The 16769-nt window shown below is 42.9% G+C and carries 12 protein-coding genes; all 12 read right to left on the minus strand.

All coding sequences use genetic code 11. From position 1 onward, the window contains the following. Positions 1-5 precede the first annotated feature (5 nt). The 12 genes from tuf to secE all read right to left on the minus strand — a co-directional run bounded on the left by tuf (position 6) and on the right by secE (position 16505). Positions 6-1190, minus strand: a complete 1185-nt coding sequence (gene tuf, locus AB4140_RS09005) for an elongation factor Tu (RefSeq protein ID WP_102476545.1) — start codon at positions 1188-1190, stop codon at positions 6-8. Between the two features lie 69 nt (positions 1191-1259). Beyond that, positions 1260-3356 (minus strand): elongation factor G, encoded by a 2097-nt coding sequence (fusA, locus tag AB4140_RS09010; RefSeq protein ID WP_372000660.1) that lies wholly within the window; start codon positions 3354-3356, stop codon positions 1260-1262. An 81-nt stretch (positions 3357-3437) separates the two neighbouring features. Beyond that, positions 3438-3908 (minus strand): 30S ribosomal protein S7, encoded by a 471-nt coding sequence (gene rpsG / locus AB4140_RS09015; protein ID WP_076543258.1) that lies wholly within the window; start codon positions 3906-3908, stop codon positions 3438-3440. A gap of 77 nt (positions 3909-3985) precedes the next feature. Continuing rightward, positions 3986-4360, minus strand: coding sequence for a 30S ribosomal protein S12 (gene rpsL, locus AB4140_RS09020; protein ID WP_076543259.1), 375 nt, complete (start codon positions 4358-4360; stop codon positions 3986-3988). Positions 4361-4537: 177 nt separating this feature from the next. After that, a complete protein-coding gene (rpoC, locus tag AB4140_RS09025; RefSeq protein WP_102476544.1) occupies positions 4538-8758 on the minus strand; it encodes a DNA-directed RNA polymerase subunit beta' in 4221 nt (1406 codons plus the stop codon). A gap of 82 nt (positions 8759-8840) precedes the next feature. Continuing rightward, positions 8841-12872, minus strand: coding sequence for a DNA-directed RNA polymerase subunit beta (rpoB, locus tag AB4140_RS09030; protein WP_102439679.1), 4032 nt, complete (start codon positions 12870-12872; stop codon positions 8841-8843). Between the two features lie 240 nt (positions 12873-13112). Then, on the minus strand, positions 13113-13478 hold the full coding sequence (rplL, locus tag AB4140_RS09035) for a 50S ribosomal protein L7/L12 (protein ID WP_076543262.1): 366 nt from the start codon (positions 13476-13478) through the stop codon (positions 13113-13115). 54 nt (positions 13479-13532) lie between these two features. Continuing rightward, positions 13533-14030 carry a 50S ribosomal protein L10 gene (gene rplJ / locus AB4140_RS09040; protein ID WP_076543263.1) on the minus strand — a complete coding sequence of 166 codons (498 nt, stop codon included), beginning with the start codon at positions 14028-14030 and terminating at the stop codon, positions 13533-13535. A gap of 279 nt (positions 14031-14309) precedes the next feature. Next, positions 14310-15011: a 50S ribosomal protein L1 gene (gene rplA, locus AB4140_RS09045; RefSeq protein WP_102439680.1), complete on the minus strand. Its 702-nt coding sequence runs from the start codon at positions 15009-15011 to the stop codon at positions 14310-14312. 4 nt (positions 15012-15015) lie between these two features. Further along, positions 15016-15444, minus strand: coding sequence for a 50S ribosomal protein L11 (gene rplK, locus AB4140_RS09050; protein ID WP_076543265.1), 429 nt, complete (start codon positions 15442-15444; stop codon positions 15016-15018). A 129-nt stretch (positions 15445-15573) separates the two neighbouring features. Next, complete coding sequence (gene nusG, locus AB4140_RS09055; RefSeq protein ID WP_076543266.1) at positions 15574-16125, minus strand: transcription termination/antitermination protein NusG; 552 nt, start codon at positions 16123-16125, stop codon at positions 15574-15576. A gap of 8 nt (positions 16126-16133) precedes the next feature. Next, a complete protein-coding gene (gene secE, locus AB4140_RS09060) occupies positions 16134-16505 on the minus strand; it encodes a preprotein translocase subunit SecE (protein WP_102439681.1) in 372 nt (123 codons plus the stop codon). Positions 16506-16769 lie beyond the last annotated feature (264 nt).

The raw sequence follows: 16769 nt of genomic DNA on the forward strand, positions 1-16769 counted from the left end.
CGCTATTAAGCGATAACTTTAGCTACAACACCAGCACCAACAGTACGGCCACCTTCACGGATAGCGAAACGTAAACCGTCATCCATTGCGATTGGGTAGATTAGTGTAACAACCATTTTGATGTTATCACCAGGCATTACCATTTCTACGCCTTCTGGAAGCTCGATAGTACCAGTTACGTCAGTTGTACGGAAGTAGAACTGTGGACGGTAACCTTTGAAGAATGGAGTGTGACGTCCACCTTCTTCTTTCGAAAGTACGTATACTTCTGATTCGAAAGTTGTATGTGGAGTGATTGAACCAGGCTTAGCTAATACTTGACCACGTTCAACGTCATCACGCTTAGTACCACGTAAAAGTACACCACAGTTCTCGCCAGCACGACCTTCGTCAAGCAGCTTACGGAACATTTCAACACCAGTACAAGTCGTTTTAGTTGTGTCTTTAACACCAACGATTTCTACTTCGTCACCTACTGTGATGATACCACGCTCAACACGACCAGTAACAACAGTACCACGACCTGAAATTGAGAATACATCTTCAATTGGAAGTAGGAATGGCTTATCGATGTCACGCTCTGGCTCTGGGATATAAGTATCTAGAGCTTCAGCTAGTTCAACAACTTTAGCTTCCCAATCTGCTTCGCCTTCAAGTGCTTTAAGTGCAGAACCTTGAATAACTGGTAAGTCATCACCTGGGAAGTCATATTCAGAAAGAAGTTCACGAACTTCCATTTCTACTAATTCAAGTAGTTCTTCATCGTCAACCATGTCACATTTGTTCATGAATACGATGATGAAAGGTACGCCAACCTGACGTGAAAGCAAGATGTGCTCACGTGTTTGTGGCATTGGACCATCTGTAGCAGCAACTACTAAGATAGCGCCGTCCATTTGTGCAGCACCAGTAATCATGTTTTTAACATAATCGGCGTGACCAGGACAATCTACGTGTGCGTAGTGACGAGATGGTGTGTCATATTCGATGTGAGAAGTATTAATTGTAATACCGCGCTCACGCTCTTCTGGAGCGTTATCGATTTGTGCGAAATCTTTAACTTCACCACCATATACTTTTGACAATACAGCTGAGATAGCTGCTGTAAGAGTAGTTTTACCATGGTCGACGTGACCAATTGTACCCACGTTTACGTGTGGTTTACTACGTTCAAATTTTTCTTTAGCCACGATATATTCCTTTCTTTTCAGAAGTGCTCGACAACGAGCTATATAACAGTTAATTAAGTACTTAAAAATTTAAGTACGTGATTCAATAATTGCCTTTGCAATATTTGATGGTGCATCGTCGTACTTTAAGAACTCCATAGAGTATGAAGCACGACCCTGAGTTGCACTTCGCAAGTCAGTAGCATAACCAAACATTTCAGAAAGCGGTACAACAGCGTGGATAATTTTAACACCACCCAGACCATCATCCATACCTTCAATAATACCGCGACGTCGGTTCAAATCACCCACTACATCGCCCATGTTATTTTCAGGTGTGGTTATTTCCACTTTCATTGTGGGTTCTAGTAACACAGGGGTTGCTTCAAGCGCACCCTTTTTGAAGCCCATTGAACCAGCAATTTTGAAAGCCATCTCATTTGAGTCGACATCATGATATGAGCCGTCAAATAAAGTCACTTTCACATCAAGCATTGGATAACCAGCTAATACGCCGTTATTCATTTGCTCTTGAATACCTTTGTCAACGGATGGGATGAATTCACGAGGAACTGCACCACCAACGATTTCGTTAACAAATTCGTAGCCTTGACCTTCTTCAGAAGGTTCAACTTTCAACCACACATGGCCAAACTGACCACGTCCGCCTGATTGACGTACGAACTTACCTTCCACTTCAACTGCTGAGCGAATTGTTTCACGATAAGCAACCTGAGGTTTACCTACGTTACAATCTACATTAAATTCGCGACGCATTCTGTCTACGATAATGTCTAAATGTAATTCACCCATGCCAGAAATCAATGTTTGAGCTGATTCTGCATCAGTTTCCACTCTAAAAGACGGGTCTTCAGCTGCTAATTTTTGCAGCGCAATCGCCATTTTATCTTGGTCTGCTTGCGAACGTGGCTCAACGGCAATAGTAATTACAGGTTCTGGAAACTCCATGCGTTCTAAAATCACTTTGTGATCATTTGCGCAAAGAGTATCTCCTGTTGTCACATCTTTTAAGCCAATTGCCGCAGCAATATCACCAGCACGAACTTCTTTCAGCTCGGTTCGGTCATTTGCATGCATTTGTACGATTCGGCCGACGCGTTCACGTTTCTCTTTGACAGAGTTGTAAACCGCTGCACCCGACTCTAATACGCCTGAATATACACGGATAAAGGTTAAAGTTCCAACAAATGGATCAGTCGCAATTTTAAACGCTAATGCCGCAAAAGGGGCATTATCGTCTGATGAACGTTCGACTTCATTATCGTTCTCGTCAATCCCTTTAATTGCAGGGACTTCAGTAGGAGCCGGTAAGTAATCGACCACACCATCTAAAACAGCTTGAACACCTTTGTTCTTAAATGCAGAACCACAAGTTGCTAATACTATTTCATTGTTAATTGTGCGCTGACGTAATGCTTGCTTGATCTCTAATTCTGATAGCTCACCTTCTTCAAGGTATTTTTCCATCAATTCATCAGAGGCCTCTGCAGCACTTTCCACGAGATACTCATGCATTTCTTCTGCCTTAGCGAGAAGATCTGCAGGAATTTCTTCATAAGAGAAAGTCGTTCCTTGGTCTTTTTCAGACCAATTAATTGCTTTCATCTTAATTAAATCAATAACCCCTTTAAAGTTCTCCTCAGCGCCAATATTCAATTGAATAGGGACACAAGTCGCACCTAGGCGGTTACGGATTTGGTCGATGACACTATCAAAGTCAGCACCTGCTCGATCCATTTTATTAACGAATACCATGCGCGGTACCTGATACTTATCAGCTTGACGCCAAACAGTTTCAGATTGTGGCTCGACACCTGATGATCCGCAGAAGACAACAACTGCACCATCAAGTACTCGAAGCGAACGTTCTACTTCAATAGTAAAGTCAACATGACCAGGGGTATCGATGATATTAATACGATGTTCGGTGAATTGAGCATCCATACCACGCCAGAATGTGGTTACAGCAGCAGATGTGATAGTAATACCACGCTCTTGCTCTTGAACCATCCAGTCAGTGGTAGCGGCGCCGTCATGCACCTCACCGATTTTATGAGACAAACCGGTATAGAACAGAACACGTTCTGTTGTGGTAGTTTTACCTGCATCCACATGAGCAACGATACCGATATTACGATAACGCTCAATTGGGGTTGTACGAGCCACTATTTATACCCTCTCAACTAAAGCTAAAGTGCTTTAGAAAATATCAACAATATGGAGTGGGCTAACGCCCACTCCATCAAATTACCAACGGTAATGAGCAAAGGCTTTGTTAGCTTCAGCCATGCGATGCACGTCTTCACGCTTCTTAACAGCAGTACCTTTGTTTTCAGATGCGTCTAGCATTTCACCAGCTAGACGTAGAGCCATAGATTTTTCACCACGCTTGCGAGCAGCTTCAACTAACCAGCGCATCGCTAGTGCGTTACGACGCACTGGACGAACTTCACATGGTACTTGATAAGTTGAACCACCAACGCGACGAGATTTAACTTCGACTGATGGACGAACATTATCAAGAGCAGCTTCAAGGATGCTTAAATGCTCTTCGCTTTTCTTTTCAGCGACAACATCTAATGCTTGGTAGATAATTTTTTCAGCAGTTGACTTTTTACCGTCAACCATAATGACGTTGATGAACTTAGCCAACAACTCACTTTTGAACTTTGGATCTGGTAGGATTTTACGTTGTCCTACAACGCGACGTCTTGGCATAACAATTCTCCGTATGCTTCAGGTACTTCCAAAACTGGAATTTTTTTAACTAGCTTGGCCTTACTTAAACGGACAAGTTACGACTTAGGACGCTTAGCACCGTACTTAGAACGGCCGTTGCGACGAGCACTTACGCCAGCACAATCTAATGCACCGCGAATAGTGTGGTAACGCACACCAGGTAGATCTTTAACACGACCACCACGGATTAGAATTACACTATGTTCCTGCAAGTTGTGACCTTCACCACCGATGTACGAAGTAACTTCGAAACCGTTAGTTAAGCGAACACGTGCTACTTTACGTAGTGCAGAGTTAGGTTTTTTAGGAGTAGTTGTGTACACACGAGTACAAACTCCACGTTTTTGTGGACACGCATTCAACGCTGGCACGTTAGTCTTTTCGACTTTTGGCGAGCGAGGCTTACGTACCAACTGGTTTACAGTTGCCATGAATAGCTCCGTTCAGTTGAAATATCTCAACAATTTTGTGTGAAAAATCTATATCCCACTATGATGGGACGCGAAAGTTTAGAAAGGTAATGGCCAACTGTCAAGAAATAGACAACTTTTCATGCAATTTCCAATAAAAAAGGCGCCAAAGGCGCCTTTTTTAACATACCATTTACTTTAATCAGCACTTCCGGCTAAGTTAAGTAAGTCAGCTAAGTTCTTCTCTGCTTCACTTGCAGTGATCACTGGCGCTTCTGCATTGTCCGATTTGACATTCGCACGAGCTTCATTACGAGCTGTGTGATATGCATAACCGGTACCAGCTGGGATTAGACGACCAACAATTACGTTTTCTTTCAGACCACGTAATGGATCGCTCTTACCGCCAACAGCAGCTTCGGTTAGTACGCGAGTTGTTTCCTGGAACGATGCAGCTGAGATGAATGATTCAGTAGCCAAAGATGCTTTGGTAATACCTAATAATTCACGCTCAAACTTCGCAGGTGTTTTGCCTTGTGCTTCAAGTTCGCGGTTAGCGATCTTAACGCGGGCAACTTCAGCTTGTTCACCGACTAAGAATTCGGTATCACCAGCGTCAGTAATTAAGCACTTACGTAGCATTTGGCGAATAATCACCTCAATGTGCTTATCATTGATTTTAACGCCCTGTAGGCGGTAAACGTCTTGAACTTCATCAACAATATAGTTAGCAACATGATGGATGCCACGTAAACGTAGGATGTCATGCGCAGCTTCTGGGCCATCAGCAATAACTTCACCACGTTCAACTTTTTCACCTTCGAACACGTTCAGGTTACGCCATTTAGGGATCATTTCTTCATAATGATCACTACCATCAGCAGGGCTGATGACTAGACGTACTTTACCTTTGGTTTCTTTACCGAATGAGATAGTACCCGAGATTTCAGCAAGGATAGCAGGCTCTTTTGGTTTACGAGCTTCGAACAAGTCAGCAACACGTGGTAGACCACCGGTAATATCGCGAGTTTTAGACGATTCCTGAGGAATACGTGCTAAAGCATCACCAACGTTAATTTGTGCATTATCGTCTTTCGCTACAATCGCGTTACCAGGTAAGAAATACTGCGCAGGTACATCGGTACCCGGGATCATAAGATCGTTGCCATCAGCGTCGATTAGACGGATAGCAGGACGCATTTCTTTACCAGCTGTGCTACGAGCACTTGGGTCAAGTACCACAATCGAAGACAGACCAGTTAGGTCATCTGTTTGACGCGTCATAGTAACGCCTTCAATCATGTCTACGAATTTAACTGAACCGGCTACTTCAGAAATAATTGGGTGAGTATGTGGATCCCAGTTCGCAATAATTGCGCCTGCTGCCACTTCACTGTCTTCCAACACTTCTAAAACAGTACCGTAAGGTACTCTGTAACGCTCTTTTTCACGACCAAGTTCGTCAATGATTGCAAGTTCAGATGAACGAGAAACAATAACTAACTTGTTGTCGATGCTCTTAACGTATTTCGCATTATGAAGCTTCAGTGTACCTGAGTTCTTAACTTGAACATTGTTTTCAGCAGAGTCACGAGATGCTGCACCACCAATGTGGAAGGTACGCATCGTAAGCTGTGTACCTGGCTCACCGATTGATTGAGCAGCAACAACACCGATAGCTTCACCGTGGTTAATGATATGACCACGAGCTAAGTCACGACCGTAACATGCGGCACAAACACCAAAGTCTGTTTCACATGAAATTACAGAACGTACGATAACTTCATCAACGCTGTGCTCTTCAAGAAGATCACACCATGCTTCGTCAAGTAGCGTATTGCGTGGAGCAAGTACTTTTTCAGTACCAGGCTCAAGTACGTCAATAGCAACAACACGACCAAGAACACGTTCACGAAGAGGCTCTTTAACATCACCACCTTCAATCAACGGCTTCATGGTTAAGCCAGCTTCAGTGCCACAATCATCTTCAATAACAACTAGATCTTGTGCAACGTCAACAAGACGACGAGTTAGGTAACCCGAGTTAGCTGTTTTCAATGCGGTATCGGCAAGACCTTTACGCGCACCGTGAGTAGAGATGAAGTACTGAAGTACGTTTAGACCTTCACGGAAGTTCGCAGTAATTGGGGTTTCGATGATTGAGCCATCTGGCTTAGCCATCAGACCACGCATACCCGCTAACTGACGGATCTGAGCAGCACTACCACGAGCGCCCGAGTCAGCCATCATATAGATGCTGTTAAACGAATCTTGCTCTTCTTCTTCGCCATCACGATTGATAACAACTTCTTTCTTCAAATTGTCCATCATCGCTTTAGAGATTTTATCGTTGGTACTTGCCCAAATATCGATAACTTTGTTGTAACGCTCACCAGCGGTAACCAGACCTGATTGGAACTGCTCTTGAATTTCAAGCACTTCACGTTCAGCTTCTTCAACTAAAGTGTACTTCTCATCTGGGATAACCATATCGTTGATACCAACAGAGGCACCAGAGATAGTTGCATAACGGAAACCGGTATACATTAATTGGTCAGCAAAGATAACAGTATCTTTTAGGCCTAGCGCACGGTAACAAGTGTTCAATAGTTTCGAGATTTGCTTTTTACCCATGTTCTGGTTAACCAGTTCATACGGTAAGCCTTTAGGCAAGATCTGCGATAACAATGCACGGCCCACTGTAGTATCTACAATACGACGGCTTTGAGTCTTTTCACCATTGTCGTCAGTTGAAGTCTCTGTAATACGTACTTTAACGCGTGCATGCAATTCTGCAGCACCTGTTGCGTACGCTTTTTCAACTTCATCAACAGACATAAATGTCATACCTTCACCACGGCCGTTAACACATTCACGGCTGGTATAGTAAAGACCAAGTACCACGTCTTGAGAAGGCGTGATTACTGGCTCACCATTTGCTGGAGAAAGGATGTTGTTTGTCGACATCATTAACGAGCGAGCTTCTAATTGAGCTTCAAGCGTTAACGGTACGTGCACAGCCATTTGGTCACCATCGAAGTCGGCGTTATATGCCGCACATACTAATGGGTGCAATTGAATAGCTTTACCTTCAATTAGTACCGGCTCAAATGCCTGGATACCAAGTCTATGAAGTGTTGGTGCACGGTTAAGCATAACTGGATGTTCACGAATTACTTCGTCTAAAACATCCCATACTTCTGGCTGTTCGCGTTCAACCATTTTCTTAGCAGCTTTAATCGTAGTAGCTAAACCACGACCTTCTAGCTTGCCATAAATGAATGGTTTGAATAGCTCAAGTGCCATCTTCTTAGGAAGACCACACTGGTGCAGACGTAAAGTAGGACCTACGGTAATTACCGAACGGCCTGAGTAGTCAACACGCTTACCAAGTAAGTTCTGACGGAAACGACCTTGCTTACCTTTGATCATATCGGCCAAAGATTTTAGCGGACGCTTGTTAGAACCTGTAATAGCACGACCACGACGACCATTATCTAATAGCGCATCAACAGACTCTTGTAACATACGCTTTTCGTTACGTACGATAATGTCTGGCGCAGCTAAGTCTAATAGACGTTTTAGACGGTTGTTACGGTTGATTACACGACGGTAAAGGTCGTTCAAATCAGACGTAGCAAAACGTCCGCCATCTAGTGGTACTAGAGGACGTAAATCAGGTGGTAGAACCGGTAGAACTTTTAAGATCATCCACTCAGGCTTGTTACCTGAAGTGAAGAATGCTTCCATCAGTTTAAGGCGTTTAGTGACCTTTTTACGACGGGTTTCAGAGTTGATTGAAGGCAACTCTTCACGCATTTGTTCGATCTGTTCTTCTAAATCAATTGCACGTAGCAAGTCTAAGACTGCTTCAGCACCCATTTTAGCTTCGAACTCGTCACCGTATTCTTCAAGTGCATCAAGATACGTTTCTTCAGTAAGCATTTGGCCACGTTCAAGACTGGTCATGCCAGGCTCGATCACAACAAATGATTCGAAGTAAAGTACACGTTCGATGTCACGAAGTGTCATATCAAGCATTAAGCCGATACGAGACGGAAGTGATTTCAAGAACCAAATGTGGGCAACTGGGCTTGCAAGATCAATATGACCCATGCGCTCACGACGCACTTTAGTCTGTGTAACTTCAACGCCACACTTCTCACAAATAACACCACGGTGCTTCAAACGCTTGTATTTACCACACAAACATTCGTAATCTTTCACAGGACCGAAAATACGCGCACAGAATAAACCTTCACGTTCAGGTTTAAAGGTACGGTAGTTAATGGTTTCTGGTTTTTTAACTTCACCAAAAGACCAAGAACGGATTAGATCTGGCGAAGCCAAACCAATTTTGATTCCGTTAAATTCTTCAGTCTTGCTTTGCTGTTTAAGAAACTTTAATAAGTCTTTCACGTTTCTCTCCTGAAGGAGTTAAACCAGATGCCTTGCTATTGTAAAGCATCCTTGGTTACCAAACATTGCTTAAGAGCGATGCTTACTCTTGATCCAACTCGATATTAATACCAAGTGAACGAATTTCCTTCAACAATACGTTGAAAGACTCAGGCATGCCTGGGTGCATCTGATGGTTACCGTCGACGATGTTTTTATACATCTGAGTACGACCGTTAACGTCATCTGATTTAACCGTTAGCATTTCCTGAAGAGTATATGCAGCACCGTATGCTTCTAGTGCCCATACTTCCATCTCACCGAAACGCTGACCACCGAATTGAGCTTTACCGCCCAATGGTTGTTGTGTAACTAAGCTGTACGAACCGGTTGAACGGGCGTGCATCTTGTCATCAACTAAATGGTTCAATTTAAGCATGTACATGTAACCAACAGTTACTTTACGCTCAAATTCGTTACCGGTACGGCCGTCACATAATGTTAACTGGCCAGATGAAGGTAAGCCTGCAAGTTCAAGCATTTGCTTGATCTCTTTCTCTTTAGCACCATCGAAAGCTGGCGTAGCAATTGGTATGCCGCCTCTCAGGTTCTTAGCTAAGCGCACTACTTCATGGTCGCTAAATGTACTGATGTCGACTTTCTGAAGAACGTCATCACCTAAGTCATAAACCTGCTGAATGTAGCTACGTAGCTCTGCCAGTTCGCGTTGCTCTTCAAGCATAGCAGTAATACGATTACCGATACCTTTAGCTGCAGCACCTAAGTGGACTTCTAGTACCTGACCAATGTTCATACGCGATGGTACGCCCAATGGGTTAAGTACGATATCAACTGGATCACCAGTTTCATCGTAAGGCATGTCTTCGATAGGACAAATCTTAGAGATTACACCCTTGTTACCGTGACGACCCGCCATCTTATCACCAGGTTGGATAGTACGTTTAACTGCTAGGTAAACCTTAACAATTTTCAGTACACCAGGTGCTAAGTCATCACCTTGGGTGATCTTACGACGCTTAACTTCAAACTTCTTATCGAAGTCTGCTTTTAGCTCTTCATGTTGCTCAGCTAATTGCTCAAGTTCAGTTTGTTTAGCTTCGTCATCGATAACTTGAATTAATACATCTTTACGCGGTAGCTCTGCTAATTTAGCTTCTGAGAAACCGGTAGATAGTAATAAGTTACGCGCACGGCTCAACACACCTTCTTCAAGGATCTGGAACTCTTCGCCTAAATCTTTGCGAGCTTGGCTAACATGCATCTCTTCAATTTCAAGCGCACGTTTATCTTTCTCGATACCGTCACGAGTGAATACTTGAACGTCGATGATGGTGCCTTTAACAGAGTTAGGTACACGTAAAGAGCTGTCCTTAACATCTGAAGCTTTCTCACCGAAAATTGCACGCAATAGCTTCTCTTCTGGCGTCAGCTGAGTTTCACCTTTAGGTGTCACTTTACCAACTAGAATGTCGCCGCCTTTCACTTCAGCACCAATGTAAACGATACCTGATTCATCTAGTTTAGATAAAGCAGACTCACCTACGTTTGGAATATCAGCTGTGATTTCTTCGCTACCTAGTTTCGTATCACGAGCAATACATGAAAGCTCTTGGATATGAATAGTAGTAAAACGATCTTCTTGCGCTACGCGCTCAGAAATTAAGATAGAATCTTCGAAGTTATAACCATTCCACGGCATGAACGCGATACGCATGTTTTGACCAAGAGCCAAATCACCTAAATCGGTTGATGGACCGTCAGCTAATACATCACCACGTACAATTGGATCACCAACAGAACAACAAGGACGTTGGTTAATACAGGTGTTTTGGTTTGAACGGGTATACTTAGTTAAGTTGTAGATATCAATACCAGCTTCACCCGGTGTTAACTCTGCTTCATTAACTTTGATAACGATACGGCTAGCATCAACGTAATCAACAACACCGCCACGTTTCGCAGCAACAACAACACCAGAATCGACCGCTAAAGTGCGCTCAATACCTGTACCGACTAACGGCTTATCAGCACGTAAAGTAGGAACCGCTTGACGTTGCATGTTCGCACCCATCAATGCACGGTTAGCATCATCGTGTTCTAGGAACGGAATTAGTGATGCCGCAACAGAAATAATCTGTTGTGGTGATACATCCATATATTGAATGTCAGCAGCACGCATAAAGGTAGATTCACCTTTATGACGACAAGCAACTTGCTCTTCAATGATTCGGCTAGAACCATCTACTTCAATGTTTGCCTGTGCAATAACATAACGACCTTCTTCAATTGCTGACAAGTATTCAACTTCATCAGTAATTACACTATCAACAACCTTACGATAAGGCGTTTCTAGGAAGCCGTATGAGTTAGTACGTGCGAAACTTGCTAAAGAGTTAATTAGACCAATGTTTGGTCCCTCTGGCGTTTCAATCGGACATAGACGACCATAGTGAGTCGGATGTACGTCACGTACTTCGAAGCCTGCACGTTCACGAGTCAAACCACCTGGGCCTAAAGCAGAAATACGACGCTTATGCGTTACTTCTGAAAGCGGGTTGTTTTGATCCATGAATTGAGACAGCTGTGAAGAACCAAAGAATTCTTTCACTGCTGCCGAAATAGGCTTCGCATTGATAAGATCTTGTGGCATCAACTCGTTCAAGTCGCCTAATGATAGACGTTCACGAACAGCACGCTCAACACGAACTAGACCAACACGGAATTGGTTTTCAGCCATTTCGCCAACGCTACGAATACGACGGTTACCAAGATGGTCGATATCATCGACTTCATCGTCACCATTACGGATTTCGATGATTTTCTTCATAACGTGTACGATGTCTTCTTTAGACAATACGCCAGCGCCTTCGTCTTCAGCAATCTCAAGACGACGGTTGAACTTCATACGACCTACTTTAGATAAGTCATAACGTTCTTCACTGAAGAACAAGTTCTGGAATAAGCTTTCAGCAGCATCTTTGGTTGGTGGCTCACCTGGACGCATCATGCGGTAGATTTCAACTAATGCTTCTAAGCGGTTAGTTGTAGAATCGATACGTAATGTGTCAGAAATATAAGCACCATGATCAAGATCGTTGATAAACAAAGTATCAACTTCTTTAATGCCTGCTAAAGAAAGTTTAGCAAGGTCTTCAAGGGTGATTTCAGCATTTGCGCTAACAAGTACTTCACCAGTATCTTGATCGATATAATCTTGAGCAGCAAACTTACCAACAATGTAATCTACAGGTACTTCAAGTTCTGTAGTGGCAGTTTTTTCAAGTTGTTTAATGTGACGAGCAGTAATACGACGACCAGTTTCAACAAGAACATTGCCTTCTGAATCTTTAATATCGTAACTTGCAGTTTCACCACGTAAACGGTCTGGTACAAGTGCCATAACAAGAGAATCTTTCTTAATTTTGAACTGAGTACGTTCAAAGAATAAGTCTAAGATTTCTTGAGTAGAAAACTCAAGTGCACGTAGCATGATAGTCGCAGGTAATTTACGACGACGGTCAATACGTACAAATAAGGCATCTTTTGGATCAAATTCAAAGTCAAGCCATGAACCACGGTAAGGAATAATACGTGCGTTATATAACACTTTACCTGAAGAGTGGGTTTTACCACGGTCATGATCAAAGAATACACCTGGTGAGCGGTGTAACTGAGACACGATAACACGCTCAGTACCATTGATAACAAAAGTACCGTTATCAGTCATTAATGGGATATCACCCATGTAGACTTCTTGTTCTTTAATGTCTTTAACTGTGCCTGGTGCAGCTTCACGGTCATATAACACCATACGCAATTTAACGCGTAATGGAGCTGAATATGTAACACCGCGGATCTGACACTCTTTCACATCAAAAACTGGCTCGCCTAACTTATAACTGACGTATTGCAGTTCAGAGTTGCCAGAAAAGCTCTTGATGGGAAAAACGCTACGGAATGCGGCTTCGAAGCCACGTTCACCCGTAGGATCTTGATCGGTGAACTTCTTAAAAGAGTCTAATTGAATAGACAATAGGTACGGAATATCCAAAACTTTTGGGCGTTTGCCAAAGTCTTTACGAATACGCTTCTTTTCAGAATAGGAGTAAACCATGGGTTTCCTCTACTTACGAGATGTGACCAAGACTGAAATAATACAAAAGATTAAATCAGCACGTTTGCCCATCACCGTTAATGGCAAGAACCTAACCAGTAATCTCTGCTAGGAACTGCTAAAACTGGCGACAAACGGTGAATAAAAAATCGCCTGCGCATATAGCGCAAAAAAGGCCGACGGTTAAAAAACCGCCAGCCTCCGCCCGATTACTCGGGAGGTGGTAAGTTAAAGTATAACTTACTTAACTTCTACTTCAGCGCCAGCAGCAACTAGGTCTGCTTGAAGTGCTTCAGCTTCTTCTTTAGAGATAGCTTCTTTAACTGCAACTGGTGCAGATTCAGCCATCGCTTTAGCTTCTTTCAGGCCAAGACCTGTAGCGCCACGAAGTGCTTTAATAACAGCAACTTTGTTAGCACCGAAAGATGTCATAACAACGTCAAATTCTGTTTGCTCAACAGCAGCGGCAGCATCACCACCACCAGAAACTACTGCAGCTGCAGCAGAAACGCCGAATTTTTCTTCCATTGCTTCGATAAGTTCAACAACTTCCATTACAGACATTTCTGCGAAAGCTTCTAAGATTTGGTCTTTTGTGATAGACATAACAAAAAATTCCTATTGTACTGAATTCAATTTAATTAAGCGGCTAATAAAATATTAAGCTGCTTCTTTTTGATCGCGAAGAGCGGCCAAGGTACGAACAAACTTGCCAGCAGATGCTTCTTTTAGAGTCATCATTAACTGAGCTAGTGCTTCGTCGTAAGTTGGTAATTTCGCTAAACGATCAATATCTGCTGCAGGGATTACTTCCCCTTCAAAGGCTGCTGCTTTAATTTCAAACTTTTCTTGCGTAGCAGCGAAGTCTTTTAATAGACGTGCTGCAGCACCTGGGTGCTCGTTAGAAAAGGCAATTAAAGTAGGACCTGTAAACGTGTCGCTAAGGCACTCAAAATCAGTACCAGCTACAGCGCGTTTAACTAATGTATTACGTACTACACGTATAAATACACCAGCTTCACGAGCTGCTTTACGCAAACCGGTCATATCACCTACAGTTACACCGCGTGAATCGGCAACAACTGCAGATAAAGCACCTTTGGCTGCTTCGTTGACTTCAGCAACAATCGCTTTTTTGTCTTCGAGTCTTAATGCCATTGGCTTTACTCCTGGATTCTACCTAGGGAATTCCCTAGAATTAACCATGTTAAACACAAAGTGTTTAACGACTTACGGTGCAGATTTTCCAGCAGAACAAAATCTATCTGGGGGGTCTGACACCGTCTACGTAGGAAATTAAGTAATGGTTAGATTACACCTACGGTCTTGGACGGAAATCTATTCAATAAGCGGACTAATAAATTAGTAACACACGTAGAAAATAGACCTCAACCCACAAAGTGCGCGCATTATAGACTAATACGCACGCTTTGTATATTACTTAACTTCGTCTAAGCTACCTTGATCGATAGTTACGCCTGCACCCATAGTGGTAGAGATAGTAACTTTCTTCAAGTAAACGCCTTTAGCAACTGCAGGCTTAGCCTTTTTCAGTGCCGCTACAAGCGATTCTAAGTTTTCTTTAAGCTGAACTGGTGTGAAATCCACTTTACCGATAGTAGTGTGGATAATACCGTTCTTGTCGTTACGGTAACGAACTTGACCAGCTTTGGCATTTTTAACTGCATCAGCAACGTTAGGCGTTACTGTACCAGTTTTAGGGTTAGGCATTAAACCACGTGGGCCTAAGATTTGACCTAACATACCAACAACGCGCATTGCATCTGGAGATGCGATAACAACGTCAAAGTTCATTTCGCCAGCTTTAACTTGTGCAGCAAGATCTTCCATACCAACAAGTTCTGCACCAGCTTCTTTAGCTGCTTCAGCGTTTGCGCCCTGTGTAAACACAGCAACACGAACTTCACGGCCAGTACCATGTGGTAATACTGTAGCGCCACGAACGTTTTGATCTGATTTACGAGGATCGATACCTAGGTTAACAGCAACGTCAACACTTTCTACGAACTTAGCAGTTGCTAATTCTTTTAATAAAGCAGTAGCTTCATTGATGTCGTAGTTCTTAGTTCCGTCTAATTTTTCACGGATAACGCGCATGCGCTTAGTTAGCTTTGCCATTATATTAGTCCTCTACTACCAAACCCATTGAACGTGCAGTACCTTCAATTGAGCGAGTCATCGCTTCAATATCAGCGCCAGTCATATCAGTAGCTTTTGATTCAGCAATTTCTTGAACTGCGCTACGCTTGATAGTACCAACTTTCTCAGTGTTCGGACGGCCAGAACCAGACTTAAGACCTGCAGCTTTCAATAATAAGAAAGATGCTGGAGGAGTCTTAGTTTCGAACGTGAAAGAACGGTCGTTGTATACAGTGATAACAACAGGAATTGGCATGCCTTTTTCGAACTTTTCAGTACGAGCGTTGAATGCTTTACAGAATTCCATGATGTTCACACCTTTTTGACCTAAAGCAGGTCCAACTGGTGGAGACGGGTTTGCAGCACCGGCTGCTACTTGTAGCTTAATATAAGCTTCAATTTTCTTTGCCATGTCGACATATCCTCAGTTTGGGTTCAAACGCGTATCGGCTACATGCCAATATGCTCCCCTTGAAAATTACGGGTGCGAATTATACAAAAATTCGCACCCGCAAACAAATACTATTTGTAGTTAATTTAATCAGCTCTTTTCAACTTGATCGAAATCAAGTTCAACAGGAGTAGAGCGACCGAAGATCATTACTGAAACCTTAACGCGGTTCTTGTCGTAATCAACTTCTTCGATAGTGCCATTAAAATCAGCAAATGGACCATCGTTAACACGAACAACTTCACCAGGTTCATACATAACGCGATGAGTCGGTGACTCAACTGTGTCTTGTAAACGCTGAAGAATGGCATCCGCTTCTTTGTCTGAAATAGGCGCTGGACGGTCAGATGTACCACCGATAAAGCCCATAACACGTGGAATACTTTTAACTAAATGCCAGCTTTCGTCATTCATTTCCATCTGTACTAATACATAGCCAGGGAAGAATTTACGTTCGCTTTTGCGACGCTGACCAGCACGCATCTCAACCACTTCTTCTGTCGGTACTAATACCTCAGCGAAGTAATCTTCCATGTTGTGCATTTTTATATGTTCAAGCAATGTTTTACATACACGGCCTTCATAGCCCGAGAATGCTTGGATCACATACCATCTTTTTTTAGCTTCTGTTGCTTCAGTCATGTAAATGCCTATACGCCAGTAATTAGGTTAACAACGCGCAAAAGTACCCAGTCGAAACCCCAAAGGATAACGGCTACGACAGCTGTTGCAGCAAGAACAATGAATGTAGTGTTTAGCGCTTCTTGACGCGTAGGCCAAACCACTTTACGAACTTCAATGTGAGCTTCACGAGCAAAAGATAAAGCTTCTTTACCTTTCACAGTTTGCAGAGCAATAAAACCTGCAAGAACAAAGGCAACAATTACGCCTAAAGCGCGTACCACAACACTGGCTTCGCCAAATGCTTGGTTGCCAATAACAGCGGCGGCAATCAATATAACTGCTATGCCCCACTTAACAATATCCAGAGAATTAGTCTGGTTTTCAGTATTTGTTGTCATCGGTTGGTTCCGTTACTCACTAAGAGACCTGAGCTTAAAATTGATAAAGTGTACCATTATCAATCAGTACTTCCGAATTAAGCCACGAAAAGCATCAGCTCAGGGTCAAAAATCGGCCATAGATTGTATTCTTATTCTAGTCAGTTCGCAAGGATGACACTAGAGATCATCAGCAAATCTTACAAAAAATAATAAAAACAAAAAAGGAAGCCGAAGCTTCCTTTTTTTATGTGTTAACTAAAATCGCTATTAAGCGATAACTTT

The organism is Shewanella sp. 10N.286.51.B2, from assembly GCF_041469265.1.
Classification (GTDB): domain Bacteria; phylum Pseudomonadota; class Gammaproteobacteria; order Enterobacterales; family Shewanellaceae; genus Shewanella.

Excerpts from the sequence above, each read along its gene's own strand:
- rpsG (WP_076543258.1), bottom strand. The coding sequence starts at position 3,908 with ATGCCAAGACGTCGCGTTGTAGGACAACGTAAAATCCTACCAGATCCA.
- rpsL (WP_076543259.1), bottom strand. The coding sequence starts at position 4,360 with ATGGCAACTGTAAACCAGTTGGTACGTAAGCCTCGCTCGCCAAAAGTC.
- rpoB (WP_102439679.1), bottom strand. The coding sequence starts at position 12,872 with ATGGTTTACTCCTATTCTGAAAAGAAGCGTATTCGTAAAGACTTTGGC.
- rplL (WP_076543262.1), bottom strand. The coding sequence starts at position 13,478 with ATGTCTATCACAAAAGACCAAATCTTAGAAGCTTTCGCAGAAATGTCT.
- rplJ (WP_076543263.1), bottom strand. The coding sequence starts at position 14,030 with ATGGCATTAAGACTCGAAGACAAAAAAGCGATTGTTGCTGAAGTCAAC.
- rplA (WP_102439680.1), bottom strand. The coding sequence starts at position 15,011 with ATGGCAAAGCTAACTAAGCGCATGCGCGTTATCCGTGAAAAATTAGAC.
- rplK (WP_076543265.1), bottom strand. The coding sequence starts at position 15,444 with ATGGCAAAGAAAATTGAAGCTTATATTAAGCTACAAGTAGCAGCCGGT.
- nusG (WP_076543266.1), bottom strand. The coding sequence starts at position 16,125 with ATGACTGAAGCAACAGAAGCTAAAAAAAGATGGTATGTGATCCAAGCA.
- secE (WP_102439681.1), bottom strand. The coding sequence starts at position 16,505 with ATGACAACAAATACTGAAAACCAGACTAATTCTCTGGATATTGTTAAG.